Genomic DNA, 18,539 nt, shown 5'->3' on the forward strand with positions numbered 1-18,539 from the left:
TAGAGTAAGCACTCTAATTGTAAGAAAGTATACACAATGTGAAACTAGGCCAGCGGACAAAATTCGCCCATATTTAGATCATTTTGTGATAGCAATAGACATATCTAGTCGAAATGAATTTTGTGTCGCATACCGACTAGATCAGATGAATGACGACACCGAATGCGCCAGTGTCGTCCAATACTGTTAGCACAGTTTCAGTTACAACTTGAGTACTCGCTGCATGATCAACTGTGCATCTACTGATGCTGGAAGCGTTCCGTAATACTGACCATGTTTGCCAGTTAAACGTGAATCAATATAAGCCTTCGCAATGTCACGATCTGCAAATTGAATCAATGTACTGGCCTGCCAAGCGAGCGCAAGTTTCTCTACAACTGTCCTTGCGCGGTATTCCAATGTTTGTAAATCTTGGAACTCGTCTTTTAATGCTGCTAGATATTGATCAAATACATCATAGCGACCATGCGCTTTTGCCAGCTCGGCCATAAACGCATCAACCACTTTTGGGTCTTTTTGCATAGCGCGAAGCACGTCTAGGCACTGTACATTACCACTACCTTCCCAGATGGCATTAATAGGGCTTTCGCGATACAAGCGCGGCAATACGTTGTCCTCGACTACGCCAACACCGCCAATACATTCCATACACTCATAGGTGAACTGAGCTGTGCGCTTACAAATCCAATATTTACCAATCGCAGTTGCTACTCGGCTAAAACGCGCCTCTTGCTCATCCTCGGGGTTACTTTGCAACTTGTCTAAGCTGTGGGCAACACGCATAGAGATTGCGAGAGCAGCCTCGCTTTCAATAGCTAGATCCGCCAGCACATTTTGCATCAACGGCTGTTCATGTAAGTTCTTACCAAACGCCGCCCTGCCACTGGTATGATGATACGCCTGCGCCAATGCCTGGCGCATAATGCCCGATGAACCTACCATGCAATCAAAACGCGTCATGGACACCATCTCGATAATAGTACGCACGCCACGCCCTTCTTCACCGATCATCCACGCAAACGCACCTCGATATTCAACTTCACTCGAGGCATTGGACACATTGCCCATTTTATCTTTCAATCGCTGGACATACATTTCGTTTTTACGTCCATCTGGACGCCAACGTGGCAATAAGAAGCAGCTCAAGCCATTGCTTTTACCTTGGACATCGTAAGTGTGCGCAAGCACCAAAAATGCATCACACATAGGTGCACTGCAAAACCACTTATGTCCTACGATTTCATAGGCCTCACCAGATCCCACTTTTTCTAGGGGATAAGCTTTCGTCGTGTTCGCGCGCACATCACTACCGCCCTGTTTTTCCGTCATGGCCATACCAATGGTCAATCCTTGCTTCTCATAAAACGGAATATTGCGATGGTCGTAATGGTTCGCCGTTATCTTAGGAATCCATTCTTTGGCGATGTTGGGTTGATGCATCAAAGCAGGAACCGCTGCAAATGTCATGGTAAGCGGACAACCAGAGCCTGGGTCCGCTTGTGTGTGCATGTATTCTAAAGCCGCTCGCGCCACGTGGGCGCCGGGCTTTTTTTCACACCATGGCAAACTATGATGGCCGGCTTCAATGGCAGTTTGCATAAGTAGATGATAGCTTGGGTGAAAATCCACTTGATCAATACGTTCACCGAAACGGTTGTGAGGTTTAAATTCTGGTTTATATTTGTTCGCGGCAAACCCAGCTTCAAACAAGTCGCTACCCACGCGCTGACCATAGGTGTGCAATTCGCTCTCATGCCAAGCGCCATCAAAAATTCTTACCCAATGCTGTAGTGCTGGATCCGAGGCGTACGCGTTATAGGGATCCAGTGACGAGGGTTGGTTAAAGACTTCATGAGTTTCCCCGTGACTCAGGGCTTTCCCGTTCGCTGACGGCTGGGAGTATTCGATTTGAGACATGGGGCCTCCTAAGTTCGCCCCATATTCTCTTGGGGCATTATGGTTGTGACTTTAAACCTACTGCCCGCAAACTGAGCGCAGTAATGGCATTGACCAGTTGTTGCTTGTGTTCTTGAGTCAGTGACTCTCGTTCATTTAATTGCTCTTCATAGCTCATCGCTTCCGGAGCTAGAGGCCCGACCAAAGCCTCTGCAAGCATGCCCACCAATGCCGCAGAGGTAATACTGGCGTTTTGTGGCACAAACTCGTTTTGTTCCATTCCCTCATTGATCAAATCCTCAAATGCTTGCGCATAGGCGAAGCGATAGCTCAGACGTTCTTTTTCAACCAGAGGGTCCACTGGCTCGGCGATTAATGCATAAGCCAATCGTGGCGCTTGCAAAGCTCGCAAAGCAAAGGTTTCAATTGCCTTGATCAAACGCTGCTGTGCAGTACCATCGCTCTGAGTCTCGGCGGTGACAGCTTGTAACTCATGTTCAGTAGCATGTCTAAAAACCTCTGCGACCAATTCCGCCTTTGATGGAAAATGTCGATAAATCGTCCCCGTAGCAATGCCGCTTCGCTTGGCTACTGGCGCTACCGCAGCAGCCATAAAACCGCCCTCTGTCACCAATTGCCGAGCTTCTTTTAGGATACGAGCTCTAGTGCCTGCTTTTTTTGCTTTGGTATGCTCTGTTTGGCGATACACCATAAAATGAATCCATATTCATAGTTTAAGTGAACCAAGGTTCACTTCTTTAGTCAAGATAATTTTGTAGGACAATACTAGAGCGTCCTTATTCTTATCTCAACTGATTGATTTTTCTGATAAAGTTGCGCGATATTAAGGCCAATGATGTTCCCATGAAAGTTCTGTTATTAAGCGCTTATGACACAGATAGCCACAAATCTTGGTGCCAAGGGCTCATGCAACACCTGCCCGAATTTGAGTGGCACTATAGCTGCCTACCAGGCCGATATTTCAGTTGGCGTATCCGCGGCAATCCACTGAGCTGGATGACTGGCAAAGATCAATCCTTATTTCAGCAACGCTTTGACTTAATCATCGCCACATCCATGGTGGATGTAGCAACACTTAGGGGGCTAACACCTGAACTTGCTGGGACCCCTTGGTTGGTCTATTTCCATGAAAACCAATTTGCTTACCCTAAAAGCCAGCAACAGCATGGCAGCATTGAGCCGCAGATGGTCAATCTTTACAGCGCGTTGGCAGCTGATCACGTGCTTTTCAATAGTCAGTTTAATCGCAGGACAATGCTTGACGGTATCACCCAATTGATGGCTAAAATGCCCGATTTGGCACCTAGAAACCTAGCGCAGAGGATTGAATCAAAGTCTCAGATATTGCCAGTACCGATTAACCTCAAACCGGCAAAAGCATGGGTAAACCACTCCAACGAAAACAAACTCAAGCTAATATGGAATCATCGCTGGGAATACGACAAAGGGCCGGATAGCCTTTTGAACATTGTCAGAGCGATCGAAGAAAAAAGACTGCCAATTGAAGTCAATATCGCCGGCAAACGCTTTCAACGGGCGCCGGACGCTTTTGACAAACTCTCTGACCTGTCTTGTGTTAAACGTATTGGCACCTATGAATCAGTCGAGGATTACTTACAAGCCCTCTTAGAAAGTGACATCGTCCTATCCACTGCATCACATGAATTCCAGGGCTTGGCCATGCTAGAAGGTGCCGCTATGAACTGCGTACCATTGGCCCCTAATGATTTAGCCTATCCAGAGTGGATACCTCAATCCTGCCTGTATCAAACAGAACAAGACGCCATTTGTTTACTCGAGAAGTGGTGCCAGCAAGGATTACCTGAAACACCGGATGTTCATCATTACACTTGGCAATATATGGCCCCAAAGTATCAGTCACTATTGGTAAGCCTTTCGGGCCGCTCATAATGAGCTAGTCTATATCTATGGCGCTAGCTCATAGACTAGGGTATTGATTTGCTTCGTTTGCTCACTATTTCTGCACACTATTTTTTACTTTTGTGTCTGCTTGCCCCATTGTCGTCGCAAGCAAGCAATCGTATTTCTGCGGACCATGATCTTGAATCGATCAATGTAGGGGCACGATTCTACTACCTCGAAGATCCTTTCCATTCTCTAACATCCAGCATTATTAAACGCGAAGTCCATAATCTGCCATGGCAGCAAATACAAGATAAAGAACCGAACTTCGGTTATAACGAGTCAGCCCATTGGTTTTGGCTTGAATTGGAAAACGCGTCTATCGGTCAAGTTGAGTGGTTTTTAGAAATTAGTTACCCAATACTTGATGAGGTAGATGTTCATATCTTTCTTGATAATGGTAAGCATCTGATCTGGCGTTCAGGCGATACTCTAAATTTTAATCAACGTCCGATTGAACACCACAACCATGTCTTTCCGATTAACTTAGAAGGCGCTCAATCAGCGAACGTTTTTATAATGGTACGCTCAGCGGGCTCCATTCAAGTTCCTACAACACTTTGGGGGAAAGACAGTTTCTATCAAGAGCATCAGTTAAGCACATTACTGTATGGTATTTTTCTTGGCTTGTTTGTCGTCATGATCCTCTACAATTTCTTTCTCTATATCAGTGTTAAGGATAATAGCTATCTATTTTATGTTTTGTTTGCCAGTTGCTTTGTTTTATTTTTCATGTCGTTGAACGGCTATGGGTTTTATTACCTCTGGCCAAACAACCCGAAATTTCAGCAATATAGTGTTTTCACCTTTATCGCCGTTACCCTAATTTTCTTAGCCGAATTTACTATACGATTTTTAAAAGTGAGAGAGCGGCGAATTTGGTATTTGTGGTTGCTAGAGCTAGTCCAATACACTTCAGCCATTGCGTTAATTAGCTGCCTTTTTTTCAGTTATGAGGTCATGATTCAAATACTCATGTTTTTGAGTATTTTTGCTGCAGGTACTTGTACCCTAGTAGGCTTTGGTGCCCGACAATACTTGGGCAATGCGGCTCTCATTTATACTAGCGCTTGGATAATGGTGGCATGTGGCATCGCTCTGCTAGCATTGAATAAGTTTGGTGTACTACCTTCAAACTGGGTCACACAATACAGTGTGCCGGCTGCAGCAGCACTGCAAGCACTGCTGCTCTCTTTCGCCCTCGGCTATCGAATTCAAGATGAACAACGGAATCGAGAGATCGCTGAAAAAAATGCACTGAAGGAACGCTTGAAAGCCAATCAAGCGGAAAATGAAAGCCAACAGATTCGCATCGCTGCAGAGGCTGAAAGCCGCGCAAAAAATGAATTTCTTGCCATGATGAGCCACGAGATCCGTACCCCACTCAATGGCATTATGGGGATGAGCGATCTTCTAAAAAATACTAACATGAATGAAACACAAAGCCGCTATGTGAACACTATTTATCACTCAGGTGAATCACTACTAGGCATCATCAATGACATTCTGGATTTTTCAAAAATACTGGCGGGAAAGTTAGAGATCGAATCAGTCCCGATACACCTGCTGGATCTTTTAGACCAATGCGCAGGCATTTTTGCAAAAGACATCGAGAAAAAAGATATAGATGTCACACTAGAACTCGTGCCTGCTAAAGACATCGTTATAGAAAGCGACCCTGTTCGTCTAAGGCAAGTTATTTTAAATTATCTGAGTAATGCCATTAAGTTTACCCAAAAAGGCTCGGTACAATTAATATTAAGCGTTGAAGGAAATACTTTAAATTTAAAAGTAAAAGATACGGGCATTGGTATTCCACCTTGCAAGCAAGCGTCATTATTTGAAGCATTCGCGCAAGCTGATACATCGACAACAAGGCAATATGGAGGTACTGGATTAGGTCTCGCAATCTGTAAAAAAATTGCAGAATTAATGGGAGGCGGCGTAAGCGTCGAAAGCAACGAGAATGAAGGTTCTGTCTTCGAGTTTTATTGTCAAATCCATCAGCAAGAGAAAAAATTGCTGGATACGCCTCAGTTAGAAAATAAAAAAATCGCATTATTAGTACAACACGCTTTACAGCAAAGCTTTATCAGTCAGCATATTTTTAACTGGGGAGGCGAATGTCTCTATTACAATGATATAAAAAGTATTCCCAATACAATTGACTATTGCTTCGTCGATGACGAAAAGCAAATGCAAGCAGTGGCAGAGCATACACATTTACGACCCAAGAAGATTTTTTGTATTGGCAATTATCAATCACAACATACTTTGCGACAACCGCTAACCAGCTTAGGAATATGGCAGTGCTTTAAACCAGGAATTCAAGAGCATATACAAAGAGATCAAACAGAGATTATAAGCGACAAACCGCTTAATGGTTTATATATATTGGTTGCAGAAGATAACGAAGTAAACCAGATGGTCATCAAAGCACTTTTGCGCAAACTAGGAGCCGAATCCAAGATCCTAGATAATGGCGAAAAAATCATTGCGGAGATACATCGCAAGCGTAATCATTACGATCTTATTCTAATGGATTGCGAGATGCCCATCATGGACGGCTTTGTGGCTACGAAAAACATCCGTCATGAAGAGACCACCCACGGACATAAGCCCATTCCAATTGTCGCATTAACTGCACATGCCATGGACATCCATAAAGAACAAGCCAAACAAAGCGGCATGAATGATTTTGTTAGCAAACCAATTAAGCAAGATGAATTGATAAAAAGTATTCGCAGGCTTGTAACGCCGTGACACACAGCGTTCTGATTTAGGACTTGTTCTAACCCGCAGACAATGCTTAAATCCTCAGCCTTTTGGTGCACGGCTTAGTCAGGAAATGCCAAACAGCCACCTTAATATGCACCAAGAGCGCACGCCAGTGATTGACTTACGTGCATCCAGATAGTGCAAACTACAAGAGAGCGAGCTCTAGCCCCTATGAAATGGGCATTTACCGAGTTGGCCTAAGTTGTGCTTACAGTTTTTCCGGGTTTCATAAGAATTCCGGAGGCGATGCCTTACCACCCCTTAGGCATCGCCATTTAGATTGCAGCTTGTACAGACAATGGAGATAAGATGGGGCAAATTATCCAGACCGAAATGACGGAGCTTGTTACACCGTCAATGGCCAATTTTTCAGGAAATATGCACGGCGGTGAGTTACTGAAATTATTGGATAAGGTCGCCTACACTTGCGCGATGCGTTTCAGTGGCCATTATGCGGTCACACTCTCGGTTGATAATGTTCTGTTCAAGCAGCCTATCCATATAGGTGAAATGGTAACTTGCCTAGCTACGGTAAACTATACAGGCCGTAGCTCGATGGAAATCGGCATCAAAGTTATCGCAGAAAACATCAAACAAAAGACAGTGCGCCATACCCACAGCTGCTTCTTTACTATGGTTGCGATGGATAACGGCAAACCGACTCCAGTGCCACCTTTAGAAATCACTGACGATATTCAACGTCGCCGTTGGAATAAAGCCGTTAAGCGTAAAGAAGCTCGCTTCAAGCTACAAGAAATGATGAAAGCCATCGAAAACGAAGACGACGAAGCGTTTGAAGCTGCGGCTCGTTAACCAACCTTTTCTTCATCTAACTCGTCGGTTAAACGAGACTAATTTGCTCGTTTAACCAATAAGGCGTAGCAGTTCCCCGATTCACTTGCGCCAATGACCATAGCATAGCGAATGTCCTTCTCTGTGGGATTACCCAACACAAGATTGACGTCGTCACGTATTGGGCGGTCAGTATTCAAAATTGGGTAAACAAGTTTGTTATCGATCATACATAACGCGGCCTGCAAATTAAGCGTGCCCGAGGTTGCCTCTAACAAGCCGACATAACCATTCATATTAGTAACCAACGCATTTTTGGCCTGAATGCGAGCGATTGCGTCTAGCTCTTGAGTATCCTGAGTCACATGACCGCAGCTACTGCCACAGATAAGATCAACCTGATCCGCGCTGATTTGCCCTTCGTCCAAAGCGATAAGCATCGCTTTTTCTAATGCCCCGGCGTAATCAGCCGCCGTACCATTGGCTCGACCATAACCAGATATCTGTGCGTACACCTTTGCACTGCGCTCTCGGGCTTTTTGCATTGGTTCTAGCACCATAAGCGCTGCACCTTCACCCATTTGATAGCCTTGTGCGTTTTCATCGTATACTCTAAAACTCTCGGCATCTTCTTGATAATTAAGAGATTCATCTTGATGAGCAGCATGCATAACAAGAGAGAAACCCAGAGCTTGCTCATCACACGCGCCGACAATCATTAATTCTTGCATAGACTGTCGAATAACTTCATAACCTTGAATCACCGCGCCCAAACCGGCGTTGTAGCCTGTCGCAATGGTTGTATTATAACCACGAATGCCTTTCATCGTAGCGCAGCTAGAGCTAATACTGTTGTATAAAGCTTTTGGAAATTCTGAGGTGCGCACATTGCTGGGCTCAGGTTTCATGCTCGAGAAGAAGTTATCCAATGCAGTTTGAGGACCCCTCGATAAACCTAAAATCATACCGATATCATCACGATTGCGTTTGTTGACTTTCAAGCCAGCATCGCTGATCGCCTTTTCCATAGCCACCATCGCAAAAATCGTGGCCGGTTGCAGTTTGCGGATATCAACACTTCTTAAGTATTTACGGGGATTGAACTCAGCTACTTGATGAAGTCTTAACGGTAAATCTCCATTCTCAGTTAAAGGTAATCGTTTTAACAAGCCACGCACTTCCGAACTAGCGGTTAACCAGTGTAAGTCACTGACGTCATCATTATTTAATACTTTTTTATTCACAAGCTCGGATTGTGATTGGCCATGCTGGATAGCCTCCATGAAAGCCTCATGCCCAATTCCCAGTGAAGAAATGTTTCCAATACCGGTTATGGCTACCTCTTGTTGCTGATAACGTGAAACAGCGTGACGACCAGCATGGACTGATGCCACTAAACTACAATTGTTACCGCCAAACGCGTAATTGTTTTTCATAAACAAGTTTACGTCTTTGTGCTGAAAGTCATTGGCAACAACATTCAAATCTACGTATTCTCTGGGTTGTTTAAAATTTAGAGTTGGCAATAGCTGTTTTTCGGGCAAGGTCACTAAGCAAGCCACCATTTCCATGATGCCAGCAGCGCTAATATTATGGCCAAAATAAGACTTGGTAGAACTCACTGGTACATCAGGATTGCTCTCAAATACACGGTTTACAGCTGCACTTTCCGCACGATCGTTGGCTGCGGTACCTGTGCCATGAACATTAATGTAATCAATTTCATCCGCCGACACATTGGCGTTACGCAATGCCAAATTCATCACCATACTGGCGCCTTCCCCTTTTGGTTCAGGAGAAGTCTCATGGTAGGCATCACATGAAGTAGCGTAACCCAAGACTTCAGCATAAATACGAGCTCCGCGAGCCTTTGCATGCTCGTACTCTTCAAGTATTAACGCACCGGCTCCCTCACCTACCGACATGCCTGGTTCCCCAGAAAAGGGGCTACATGGCCCTTGAGCCATGGCATCCAAGATTTTAAAACCAGAGAATGTAGGTAAATATAAAGGCTCACTGCCAACGATCAACGCTTGCTGCGTTTTATTATTTTGAATCGCATCGAAACCAAGACCCAAGGCATTCGTACTTGCAGTACAGGCAGTAGCGACGACATCATACCCACCTTTTAAGCCTAACAATTCAGTTACGATAGAAGCACAAGCGCCATAATTTCCAACCTTTGCTAACATCTTAGTTGGCACGGGATCATCCTTGATAACAGGCATAAATGGTTCGGTAGCGGCGCCGCTAATAGCAAACAATGAATACATATCGTATCTAGATTGCGTATCCAGAATATTACTGTCTTGCATTGCCTCTTCTGCGACTTTATACGCCCACAAACTGACTTTATCTAGTTCATCGATTTGGCTTTGAGACAAGTTAGAGTATTGGATTTCATCATGAATCTGCGCCGCATAGCAATCTTCGAAGAATTGATTAAACTCTTCGCTCGATGCAATGGCACTGCGACATGCAAACAAGCCATCTGTAAAGCTTTCTTTATCTTGACCAATGGCAGAACAAATGCCAACGCCGGTGATTACAACTCGCTTACGTTCTATATCCATGATGTCATCCTATTATTCGAGGGTAATGCCGCGGTCAGCTAAAATAACAGTACCTTGAATTGCACTGGCTTTTTCAGAGCACAAGAAGCTCACAACATTTGCCAATTCACGTGGATCTAATAAAAAATCACGACCGCGTATCTCTAGCATTTGCATAAACCCAGGCCAAACAGTTTCCAGCTGTTCTAACGTATCAGTTTTAACAAGACCGCCACACACACCATTAACACGCACACCTTTATCGTGTAATTCATAATCCAAATAGCGCACCAAATGCTCTAGCGCTGCTTTCATAACGCCCATTGGATAGCGAGGCATTACTCGTCGACTTCCTGTACTGGTAATAAAAACGATGCTGCCGCCTTCTTTCATAAAAGGCAGAACGCCTTGAACACAGCCCACGTTACCCACAAGATTAGTATCCAACAACATTTTCCAATCGGATTTATTGAAATCTTGAAACTCTTTGAAAGGAGTCTGGCCCGCGTTTAAAACTAGGTAATCAATTTTTTCGTAATCTTTTTCTAGCTGAGAAAACATCTTCTCAACATCTTTGCGTTGCGAGATGTCAGCCAATACATTACATGCATTCACGCCTTTCTCTTCAGCGTACTCAATCAGTTGCTTTACCTGAGCCGCTCCTTTACCGATATTCCGTCGATGATTAATAATCACATCACAGCCTTCATCGATAAGCTCTTTTACAATTGCTTCGCCTATACCGCGTGATCCACCGGTAATAAGTGCCACTTTTCCTACGTGCTGTCCCTTGGGTTTTGAATGCAAAGTCTCCATGAGAACTCCTTTGTGTATTTTTATATCGTTTTTATTTTTTATATAGAGGGATTAATGTTTAACTGTAACGACCAAGCATATCCATCTCGATCAGTACTACTAATCACGTCCGATAACTGCTGCGGTTTATCTTGAAGCAGGCTATGAAGCCGGTTCATTAAATTGATACATCCCATATCTGGACCAAAATCTGATTTAATGCCTGAATCCTCTGAAACTGATTGCCTGAAGAACGGATAACAAAACGCAGAATTATCATATCCTTCAGTAATTTCTTTTTGACTTTCTCTCAATTGGCATTTCAGTGACTCAACAGTTGCCAAAATGTCCGCAGATCGTTCCTGAGCATTTTCAGGTGACTCCAAAAGAACAAAACCTGTAGCATCGGCAAGAGATAACTCGTGGTGCTTGTTTTTGGTTAAAGACCTATTGTCTTTCATCCATTGATAGTCATCTACCACATCGGTTAGAAATAAATACGGAATGCATTGATGTACCCCGCCAATAATAATCATATCAAGCACATCGTCCTCGATAAGAGACTGAGCAGTTTCTACAGCTTGAAAAAACGCACTTCGCTCGGCACGTAATCGAATAGAGTAACCTGAAATATTGTGGCTATTTAAAATAAACGAGGGAAAAACATCCGAGTAATACATTTCCTTTATTTGTGCATCTTGGTTAAAAAAAGATACCGGACCGTATTGATCAAAATAAATGACACCGACCCTAGATGAACGCTTCTTATTAATCTTTCTATGTAAACCAGAATTCTTAATCAGTTGATCAAAGCAGACTTCCACGGCCTCTAGATGGTTTTTAAATCCTGAGTCCTTGAATCGATGGGTGAAATAGTGACTGATACCAGTCTTCTTTTCACCAATTTCATATAAATACTGCTCATAAAAATTGTCCAAATGGGGATAATATAGTTTTTTATTGTTCCCCTTAATAAGGTGACAACCTGTAATCACCAATGATGTATCCATACTAAGCAACTCGCTCCAACAAACAGCTAACAATAGAGCCATCGATACCTATGCTATTTTTCAATATCATATTTGGTTTTGCTCTGATCATTTCATCTGTCACAAAGTTAATACGATCTGAAAACTCTAGTTTCTTACTAGAATAAAATGGTAAAACTCGATCCTGATTAAAAGCATCCGACGCCATAATGAAGTCAAAAGCACCTGATGATGCTAATAAATAGCCTGTCTGACCAGTATAATTAGCGACATAGGGATTGCTTTGAGAGAATATTTTCTCCATAGCCATTGCCTCAGCTTGGTCACTTGCCTTTAGGCCATTACCATGCGGATATATTAAATCGATCTCTTCTGCTAAACGTTCGGATTTTTCTAATAGCGCATTAATATTTTTCACGATGGCGCGGAAAGGTACACTCATGCTAGGTGAGTTTTGAGACCCAGAAAAAGCTCTTGCTGCTTGCATTTCACCCAATAAGAAATGGGGGTTTGCATCTCTATTATTTACACTTTCCACCGATTCCAATAAAACAGCACTGATACCAAAACTCGGTTTTATGCCATCACTTTCCTGACAAAATGGAAGAAAATTCTGCTTTGCTAGAATATTGATTCCAGACATAAATAGAATGTCAAACGTCGAAACTTCTTGCCAAGAAAGCACAAGGGCTCGTTCTATTTTACCTTGCTGAAGCATTGCTTTAGCGGCCATCATTGCGGAAAGACTGGACGAGCAAGCAGAGAATATTGTGTTAACCGGATATTTTAAAGCGAATGCATTTTCAAATTGTTTTGTTAGACTTCCATTACGAAAATTTCGCGCCTGCAATGCCTTAATTTTAGGCTTCAGTAATACATCCAGTTTTTCACTTTCATGTAGGTGAGCGAAAAAGTGCTTTAAATCAGGTTGATTTCCCGGCGCCCCCCAAAAAACCCTACAATTTTCATCTGCGAGTATACTAGTGTTTACACCTGCATCCTCTAAACACTGCTCTGTAACGTTCGCCATCACAGCGATACGCGGATCAGTCACCCCGCGTTTCTTATAGTCTTTAGAGAAAGTCATTTGAGCGTCGGTTAACGGAGCGTAATCAGGATCAAAGCTAAAACCAAAGAATCCCTGTAATGCCTTGTCAGAGAAAACTGGCGTAAAATCGACAACACGTTTTTTTTGTATGTTGTCGACAAATTCCCGCGTGGACCAAGCAAAATCTGATACGCAACCTAGTCCGGTTACTGCTACGGATTTCAAGAGGGCTCACCCTTTTTAAGAACGATCGCATAACAATTACCGCCTTCACTTTGTCCGGTAATTAATAGATGTTGTAACGGCTTTTCAAGGATTTCATCCTTTACAAAGTTAAGACCATCTAGAGCGAAGGATTCTGTATTCTTTATTGGAAATATCAAGTTATCCTGTGCGCCATGAATCGCTGACGTGAGCGTTAACAATCCACCAGATGCCTCGATAAAACCAAAATAACTATTCACATTGGTAAGTGGAATCTCAGACGCTGACTCACCTAGTGCAGTTTTAATCCCTAATAACTCAGATTGAATCGTACGTTTACCAGACCAAGCACTACCATAAATAACATCTAAATCACTTGCAGAAAGCTGAGCTTCTTGTAAGGCCTGTGTAATAGCATCAGCCATAGCGTGGCCATCACTTTGCTCTTCATGGAAATACACATATTCGCTTGCACGTCCGTAACCCAAAACTTCTGCGTAGACTTTTGCGCCTCGGTTTTTAGCCGCGCTTAAGGATTCCATAAATAGGCAACTTGCGCCCTCTCCCATGATATAACCGCTATCACGCTCACTATAAGGTTTATAGCTACCTGAATCTTTACCGTAGTTAATATCTTCGTTACCAAGCATCATTAGGGGCGAGAAGCCATGAGATTCCTCATCGGATGCCCCTGCAAGCATAAAATCTTGCAAGTTCTGACGAATCACTTCATAACCTTGAATCAATGATCCCAAGCCAGCGTTTACACCGGATGATAATGTCGTGTTATAACCTTTCACACCTTTCGAGATAGCACACTGTGTAGCAATAGAGTTCATTAGCGACATAGCAAATTCGCTGGTGCGCACATTATTGGGATCTGGCGAAAGGCTTTCACACAATCTAGAGATTGTACTCGTAGGTCCCTTTGAAATGCCCATGATCATACCAACCTCTTCGCGAGCACTTTTGGGTACTTTATAGCCCGCGTTTTTTAGGGCTTGCTCCATGGCAACCATGGCATAAAGCGTTATGTTGTTCAGCTTGCGCACATCCACGCTGCGCAAAATTTTACGAGGGTTAAAGCTTTCGACTTTGTGACAGTAATAGCGAATTAAACCGTCCTCATCGACAGGAAGATCACCTAAATCTTTCTCATCTAGCTCAACTTTTAGTTCCTGTAATTGCGGCGTAGCACCGCCTTCCATTAACCCTTTAGTGAATTCGCTATTACCTAATCCAAGAGAAGAAACACTCCCCATACCCGTAATCACAACGCGCTGTTCATCAAACTCTGCGGTTTTGATGGTGCCTGGTTTAGTGGAGGTAACTAAGCAACTATTATTGCCACCAAAGGCATAGTTATTTTTCATGAAGACATTGACGTCCATATCACGAAAATCATTGGGAATATAATCTAAATCCGCATAGCTACGAGCTTCACCAAAATTCAGCGTTGGCAGTACTTTCTTTTCAGGTAGCGTCAACAAACAAGCAATTAATTCCAAAATACCGGCTGCGCCAATATTGTGACCGAAATAAGACTTGGTGGAACTGATTGGTGGAGTACTACCTTCACCGAATACTTTTTTGATCGCAAGTGTTTCAGAGCGATCGTTCGCTTCTGTACCAGTACCATGTGCATTCACATAATCAATATCTTCTGCAGTCAATCCTGTGTTACGCAGAGCCGTGTTCATAACCAAGCTGGAACCTTCAGCTTTAGGATCAGGTGCGGTTTCGTGATACGCATCACTGGTAGTGGAATAACCTAACAGTTCACCATAGATTTTTGCCCCACGAGCTTTGGCATGTTCATACTCTTCTAAAACAATGGCACCGGCACCTTCACCAACAGACATTCCAGGCTGGTCTGAGTACGGATTACATGGTCCACTGGCCATTGCTTTTAGTGCGTAAAAGCCTGCAAAGGTAGGAATATAAAGCGGCTCAGAACCGAGCGCTAGCATGACATTACCTTTGTTATTCTGAATAGCATCATAGGCCAAACCAATAGCATTTGGGCTGGCTGTACATGCAGTAGCCACAAGCTCGTAGCCACCTCCAATCTCCAACAATGAGGACACAAGCGGACAAATACTGGCGTAACTACCTGAATACTTAACCATGTCTAGGTTGGTTTCTTCTGGCTTCCCCATAATGAAGGGTAAGTAGGCTTCAGTACCCGCTGCAGACACCCCCACCATAAGACCCATCTTCTTTTTTAGATCGCTTTCTAAAAGATCACTATCCAATAGCGCTTCGCGGCCCACTCGATAACCCCATAGCGCTCCTTTATCGAGTTTGTGAGTCAACTCGGGATCCAAGCCTGGATAATCCAGTTCACCTAATATTTCTGACGCATAAGCACCTTCAAAGTATTCACGATAAGCCTCGCTAGGCTTAATACCAACCTGTTTATCCAATAAACCTTGCTTAAATTCTGGAATCGATTTACCGATTGACGATAGAACACCTAAACCAGTAATAACGACGCGCTTCCGTGTAACACTCATGAGACACCCAATGTTCTTGCAAAATAAATAGAGAAACCACCCTCACTCCTGAGACTATTCTGAGGGTGGTAAGCGATAAGGATTAAGCGTCCGCAGCTTCTTCCTTCGCTTCGGCTTCCTTCGCTTTTAGTTGATCAAGCATGTTTTTATGTTTATCCGGATTCACATAACTGTTTTCATTTGGATTAACGATCATGCTGTAATTTTGAATAAACGGTGTTGCGGTAGTCTGAATAGAGTACTCAGATCCGTCAGATGCTTTTATCTTATAGGCATCTATGCCTGCATAAGCATATGCCTCATCCAAAATCACTTGAGCGATCAACTGTTTTAGTGAGGGTGAATAACCAACATTCGCAACAACACCAATTGACTCTCCTTCTAAAACAACCTGATCGTTAGCCATGATAGGTAATTCAGCTTTTTCGGACTGAATCAATGCGCCTACAAGCTTTTTATCAAGAGGTTGTTCTCGTTTCTCAAGTAGAGCATCTCGACCAGCGAATTCTTCCTTGTCGTAACGAACCATCCATTGCAGCTGCAAGACACGCGGGTCATTGGAAAACTGACCTACTGTTTTAGGGTTGTAATAAGGGTTTTCTAGGCGAGTCGTTTCATGAAGCTCTAGTCCCGCTTTGACAAGATCGAATTTCTCGCCCTTTTCTTCAAAGGTATCCCAAAGTTCTTGTGCTTGATCAACAGGCAGTACAACCTTGTAACCGAACTCACCATGCTTACCTGCACGCAGGATAAAAGTATCTTCATCTAAGGCGATGAAACCATGAAATGGAATACCAATGACATCCATACCATACACTTCTGTTGCTAGCTCCCAGCTATACGGACCTTCCACGGCGATCATGGCATGGCTTTTAGTGAGATCTTCGATTTCGACATCATCAAGATCTTCTTTATAAGGCTCAAGAAGCGCAATCAGGCTGTCGGCTGTGATATGCTCACAAAGTAGAATATAGGTGTCATCATCGTTCATCACGTATAGGTCAGTGATGATTTCACCTTCGTCATTTAGAATAACTGTATAAAGCGTTTGCTCATCTCTGATTTCAGCAACATCACCAGCCACAACAAGATCTAATAAATCAAAGGCTTCATCACCTTCAACTTTAACTTTTGAATAATGGCTATAGTCAGAAAGTACAATATTCTCACGCAGAGCCTTATATTCTTTGTCAAAATCACTATAGGCGTAAGGCACACTAATGCCGTTCACTTCTACCATTTTTTTTGCTTGGTTTGCATGAATTGAATCTAACATTATCCTCTCCCTGATTAAGCTGCTTGCTGAGCAGATTTATGCTCTAAAATGAAATCGACAAGCTTATTAATATTTCGCATGAATGAAGGATCTGTACCTTCTGGCACCTTAATACCAAAGCTCATATCAAGCATTACAACCACTTCAGTGGCATCAACACTATCCAGACGTAACCCACTGCCAAATAGCGGTGTGTCTTCATCGATGTCTTGTGGTTCTTGATAAAGATTTAAGCGTTCAATTAGTACACGCTTTACCTCATCAAGCACAGCTTTACGTTCTTCTATTTGTTTTTGTAATTCAGGTTGCATAATGCTCTCCTTATAATGCAGCAATTTCTTCTTCTGTTTCTTGAGGTTCTTGAAATCCAAAGCCTATATCTGTTTGTCGCCAATTCGACATGCGTCCAGAACAAACAATTTTTTTGCCGACACGAGCTTCCACATTGAAGTGATTGAAGCCCGCGCTATCAACTAAAAACATCTCACTACTGATTTCTAATACATCGCCTGGATAAACCACACCTTTGAACTTGAGATCCTGAGACGCCAAGAATCCCATCGTTTTTTGTTGTAATTTTTGCGCTCGCTCAATGCCTTGAGGGCAATGCAACGCTGCCTTCAATTCGTGGGGGTCTTCTAAACGTATACCCGTATCTTGTTCATACGAATCAATGAACTGTAAAATTAGATTCATATACTCACTGGTTTGACCAAAAGTCTCCGCAATCAACACACCAGGCATGACCGGATAGCCTGGAAAATGACCCACAAAGTGAGGCTCGTTAGAGGCCACCGTCTTGATACTTTGAATTTTTGGTTTTTCACCATCCTGAAAATTCACGATTCGATCCACCATCATAAATGGCTGTCGAAATACACTCAGCTTTTGTAGCATGAATGGCTCAACTAAAATAAAGTCTTTGCCAACTCTTTTTCTACGAGTAACGGTTGTCATCGATTTCTTTCCCTGTGTTAGCGCATAATTAATCCGCCATCGGCGATCAGAGTTTGACCCACCACATAGCTAGAATCTTCAGAAGCCAAAAAAGCAATAGCCTTAGCAATCTCTTCAGGTTTACCTAAACGTTTAACAGGAATACCCGATAGTGTTTGTTTCATGATATTACGAGGAATACGCTTGACCATACTAGAGTCAATCAAGCCTGGCGCGACTGTATTAACGCGAATATTCTTTGGTGCGAGCTCTGCTGCTAATGTTCTTGAAAACGAAACGACAGCACCTTTGGCGGCACTGTAGTTAGCCTGTCCGAAGGAGTTGGTTACACCAGCGATAGAGGAAACGTTAACGATAGCACCACAACGATTTCGGTACATAACATCGACAACAGATTTTGTGCAGTAAAAGGTGCCGTATAGATTTGTTTGAATAACCTGTTCAAACTCTTCATCGGTCATTGATGTGAATAAGTTGTCTTTGTATATACCAGCATTATTTACCAATACATCGATTTTCCCTTCTTTTTCCACAATATCATTAACAAGAGCATTGACCTGCTCTTTATCAGAGATGTTGCAACGTATAGGAAATGCTTCAAACCCAGATTCTTCAGCGCTAGCCACTAATTCATCTGCGGAGTCTTTCGAGCTGTTATAAGTAAAATAAACTCGGCATTTTTGCTTTCCAAACTCCAGAACAGACGCGCGGCCCAAATCACCACTACCTCCTGTAATGAGTACGATTTTGCCTTCTAAGTCTTCGTATTTAGCCATTTTCTAAACCCTTCCA

Annotated in this window: 14 protein-coding genes; 3 read left to right on the plus strand and 11 right to left on the minus strand. The window is 43.1% G+C overall.

Annotation, left to right across the window (positions count from 1 at the left end):
- Positions 1-201: 201 nt before the first annotated feature.
- Both HF888_RS13370 and HF888_RS13375 read right to left on the minus strand, forming a co-directional pair.
- Positions 202-1,917, minus strand: coding sequence for an acyl-CoA dehydrogenase family protein (locus tag HF888_RS13370; RefSeq protein ID WP_007018520.1), 1,716 nt, complete (start codon positions 1,915-1,917; stop codon positions 202-204).
- 37 nt (positions 1,918-1,954) lie between these two features.
- Positions 1,955-2,608: a TetR/AcrR family transcriptional regulator gene (locus tag HF888_RS13375; RefSeq protein ID WP_007018519.1), complete on the minus strand. Its 654-nt coding sequence runs from the start codon at positions 2,606-2,608 to the stop codon at positions 1,955-1,957.
- A 152-nt stretch (positions 2,609-2,760) separates the two neighbouring features.
- Here HF888_RS13375 and HF888_RS13380 point away from each other — a divergent pair, with 152 nt between their 5' ends.
- The 3 genes from HF888_RS13380 (at position 2,761) to HF888_RS13390 (ending at position 7,431) form a co-directional block, all read left to right on the plus strand.
- Positions 2,761-3,828, plus strand: coding sequence for a tRNA-queuosine alpha-mannosyltransferase domain-containing protein (locus tag HF888_RS13380; protein WP_007018518.1), 1,068 nt, complete (start codon positions 2,761-2,763; stop codon positions 3,826-3,828).
- Between the two features lie 48 nt (positions 3,829-3,876).
- Positions 3,877-6,603, plus strand: coding sequence for a hybrid sensor histidine kinase/response regulator (locus tag HF888_RS13385; RefSeq protein ID WP_007018517.1), 2,727 nt, complete (start codon positions 3,877-3,879; stop codon positions 6,601-6,603).
- 324 nt (positions 6,604-6,927) lie between these two features.
- Positions 6,928-7,431: an acyl-CoA thioesterase gene (locus HF888_RS13390; RefSeq protein ID WP_007018516.1), complete on the plus strand. Its 504-nt coding sequence runs from the start codon at positions 6,928-6,930 to the stop codon at positions 7,429-7,431.
- A gap of 38 nt (positions 7,432-7,469) precedes the next feature.
- Here HF888_RS13390 and HF888_RS13395 read toward each other — a convergent pair whose 3' ends face one another.
- The 9 genes from HF888_RS13395 to HF888_RS13435 all read right to left on the minus strand — a co-directional run bounded on the left by HF888_RS13395 (position 7,470) and on the right by HF888_RS13435 (position 18,523).
- The gene (locus tag HF888_RS13395; protein ID WP_007018515.1) at positions 7,470-9,983 is read right to left on the minus strand and encodes a beta-ketoacyl-[acyl-carrier-protein] synthase family protein; all 2,514 of its coding nucleotides are present in this window, start codon (positions 9,981-9,983) and stop codon (positions 7,470-7,472) included.
- Between the two features lie 12 nt (positions 9,984-9,995).
- Entirely contained in the window at positions 9,996-10,778 is a 783-nt protein-coding gene (locus tag HF888_RS13400; RefSeq protein WP_007018514.1) for an SDR family oxidoreductase, read from the minus strand.
- A 38-nt stretch (positions 10,779-10,816) separates the two neighbouring features.
- Entirely contained in the window at positions 10,817-11,767 is a 951-nt protein-coding gene (locus HF888_RS13405; RefSeq protein WP_007018513.1) for a hypothetical protein, read from the minus strand.
- 1 nt (position 11,768) lies between these two features.
- A complete protein-coding gene (locus HF888_RS13410; protein ID WP_007018512.1) occupies positions 11,769-13,019 on the minus strand; it encodes a beta-ketoacyl synthase N-terminal-like domain-containing protein in 1,251 nt (416 codons plus the stop codon).
- Positions 13,016-15,514 carry a beta-ketoacyl-[acyl-carrier-protein] synthase family protein gene (locus tag HF888_RS13415; protein ID WP_007018511.1) on the minus strand — a complete coding sequence of 833 codons (2,499 nt, stop codon included), beginning with the start codon at positions 15,512-15,514 and terminating at the stop codon, positions 13,016-13,018. Before HF888_RS13415 ends, HF888_RS13410 begins: the two co-directional genes overlap by 4 nt.
- An 82-nt stretch (positions 15,515-15,596) precedes the next feature.
- Entirely contained in the window at positions 15,597-16,790 is a 1,194-nt protein-coding gene (locus tag HF888_RS13420) for an aminomethyl transferase family protein (RefSeq protein WP_007018510.1), read from the minus strand.
- A gap of 14 nt (positions 16,791-16,804) precedes the next feature.
- Entirely contained in the window at positions 16,805-17,101 is a 297-nt protein-coding gene (locus HF888_RS13425) for an acyl carrier protein (protein WP_007018509.1), read from the minus strand.
- A gap of 10 nt (positions 17,102-17,111) precedes the next feature.
- Positions 17,112-17,747, minus strand: a complete 636-nt coding sequence (locus tag HF888_RS13430) for a 3-hydroxyacyl-ACP dehydratase FabZ family protein (protein ID WP_007018508.1) — start codon at positions 17,745-17,747, stop codon at positions 17,112-17,114.
- Between the two features lie 17 nt (positions 17,748-17,764).
- On the minus strand, positions 17,765-18,523 hold the full coding sequence (locus tag HF888_RS13435) for a 3-oxoacyl-ACP reductase family protein (protein WP_007018507.1): 759 nt from the start codon (positions 18,521-18,523) through the stop codon (positions 17,765-17,767).
- Between the last annotated feature and the right edge of the window lie 16 nt (positions 18,524-18,539).

Source organism: Bermanella marisrubri, assembly GCF_012295615.1.
GTDB classification, from domain to species: domain Bacteria; phylum Pseudomonadota; class Gammaproteobacteria; order Pseudomonadales; family Oceanobacteraceae; genus Bermanella; species Bermanella marisrubri.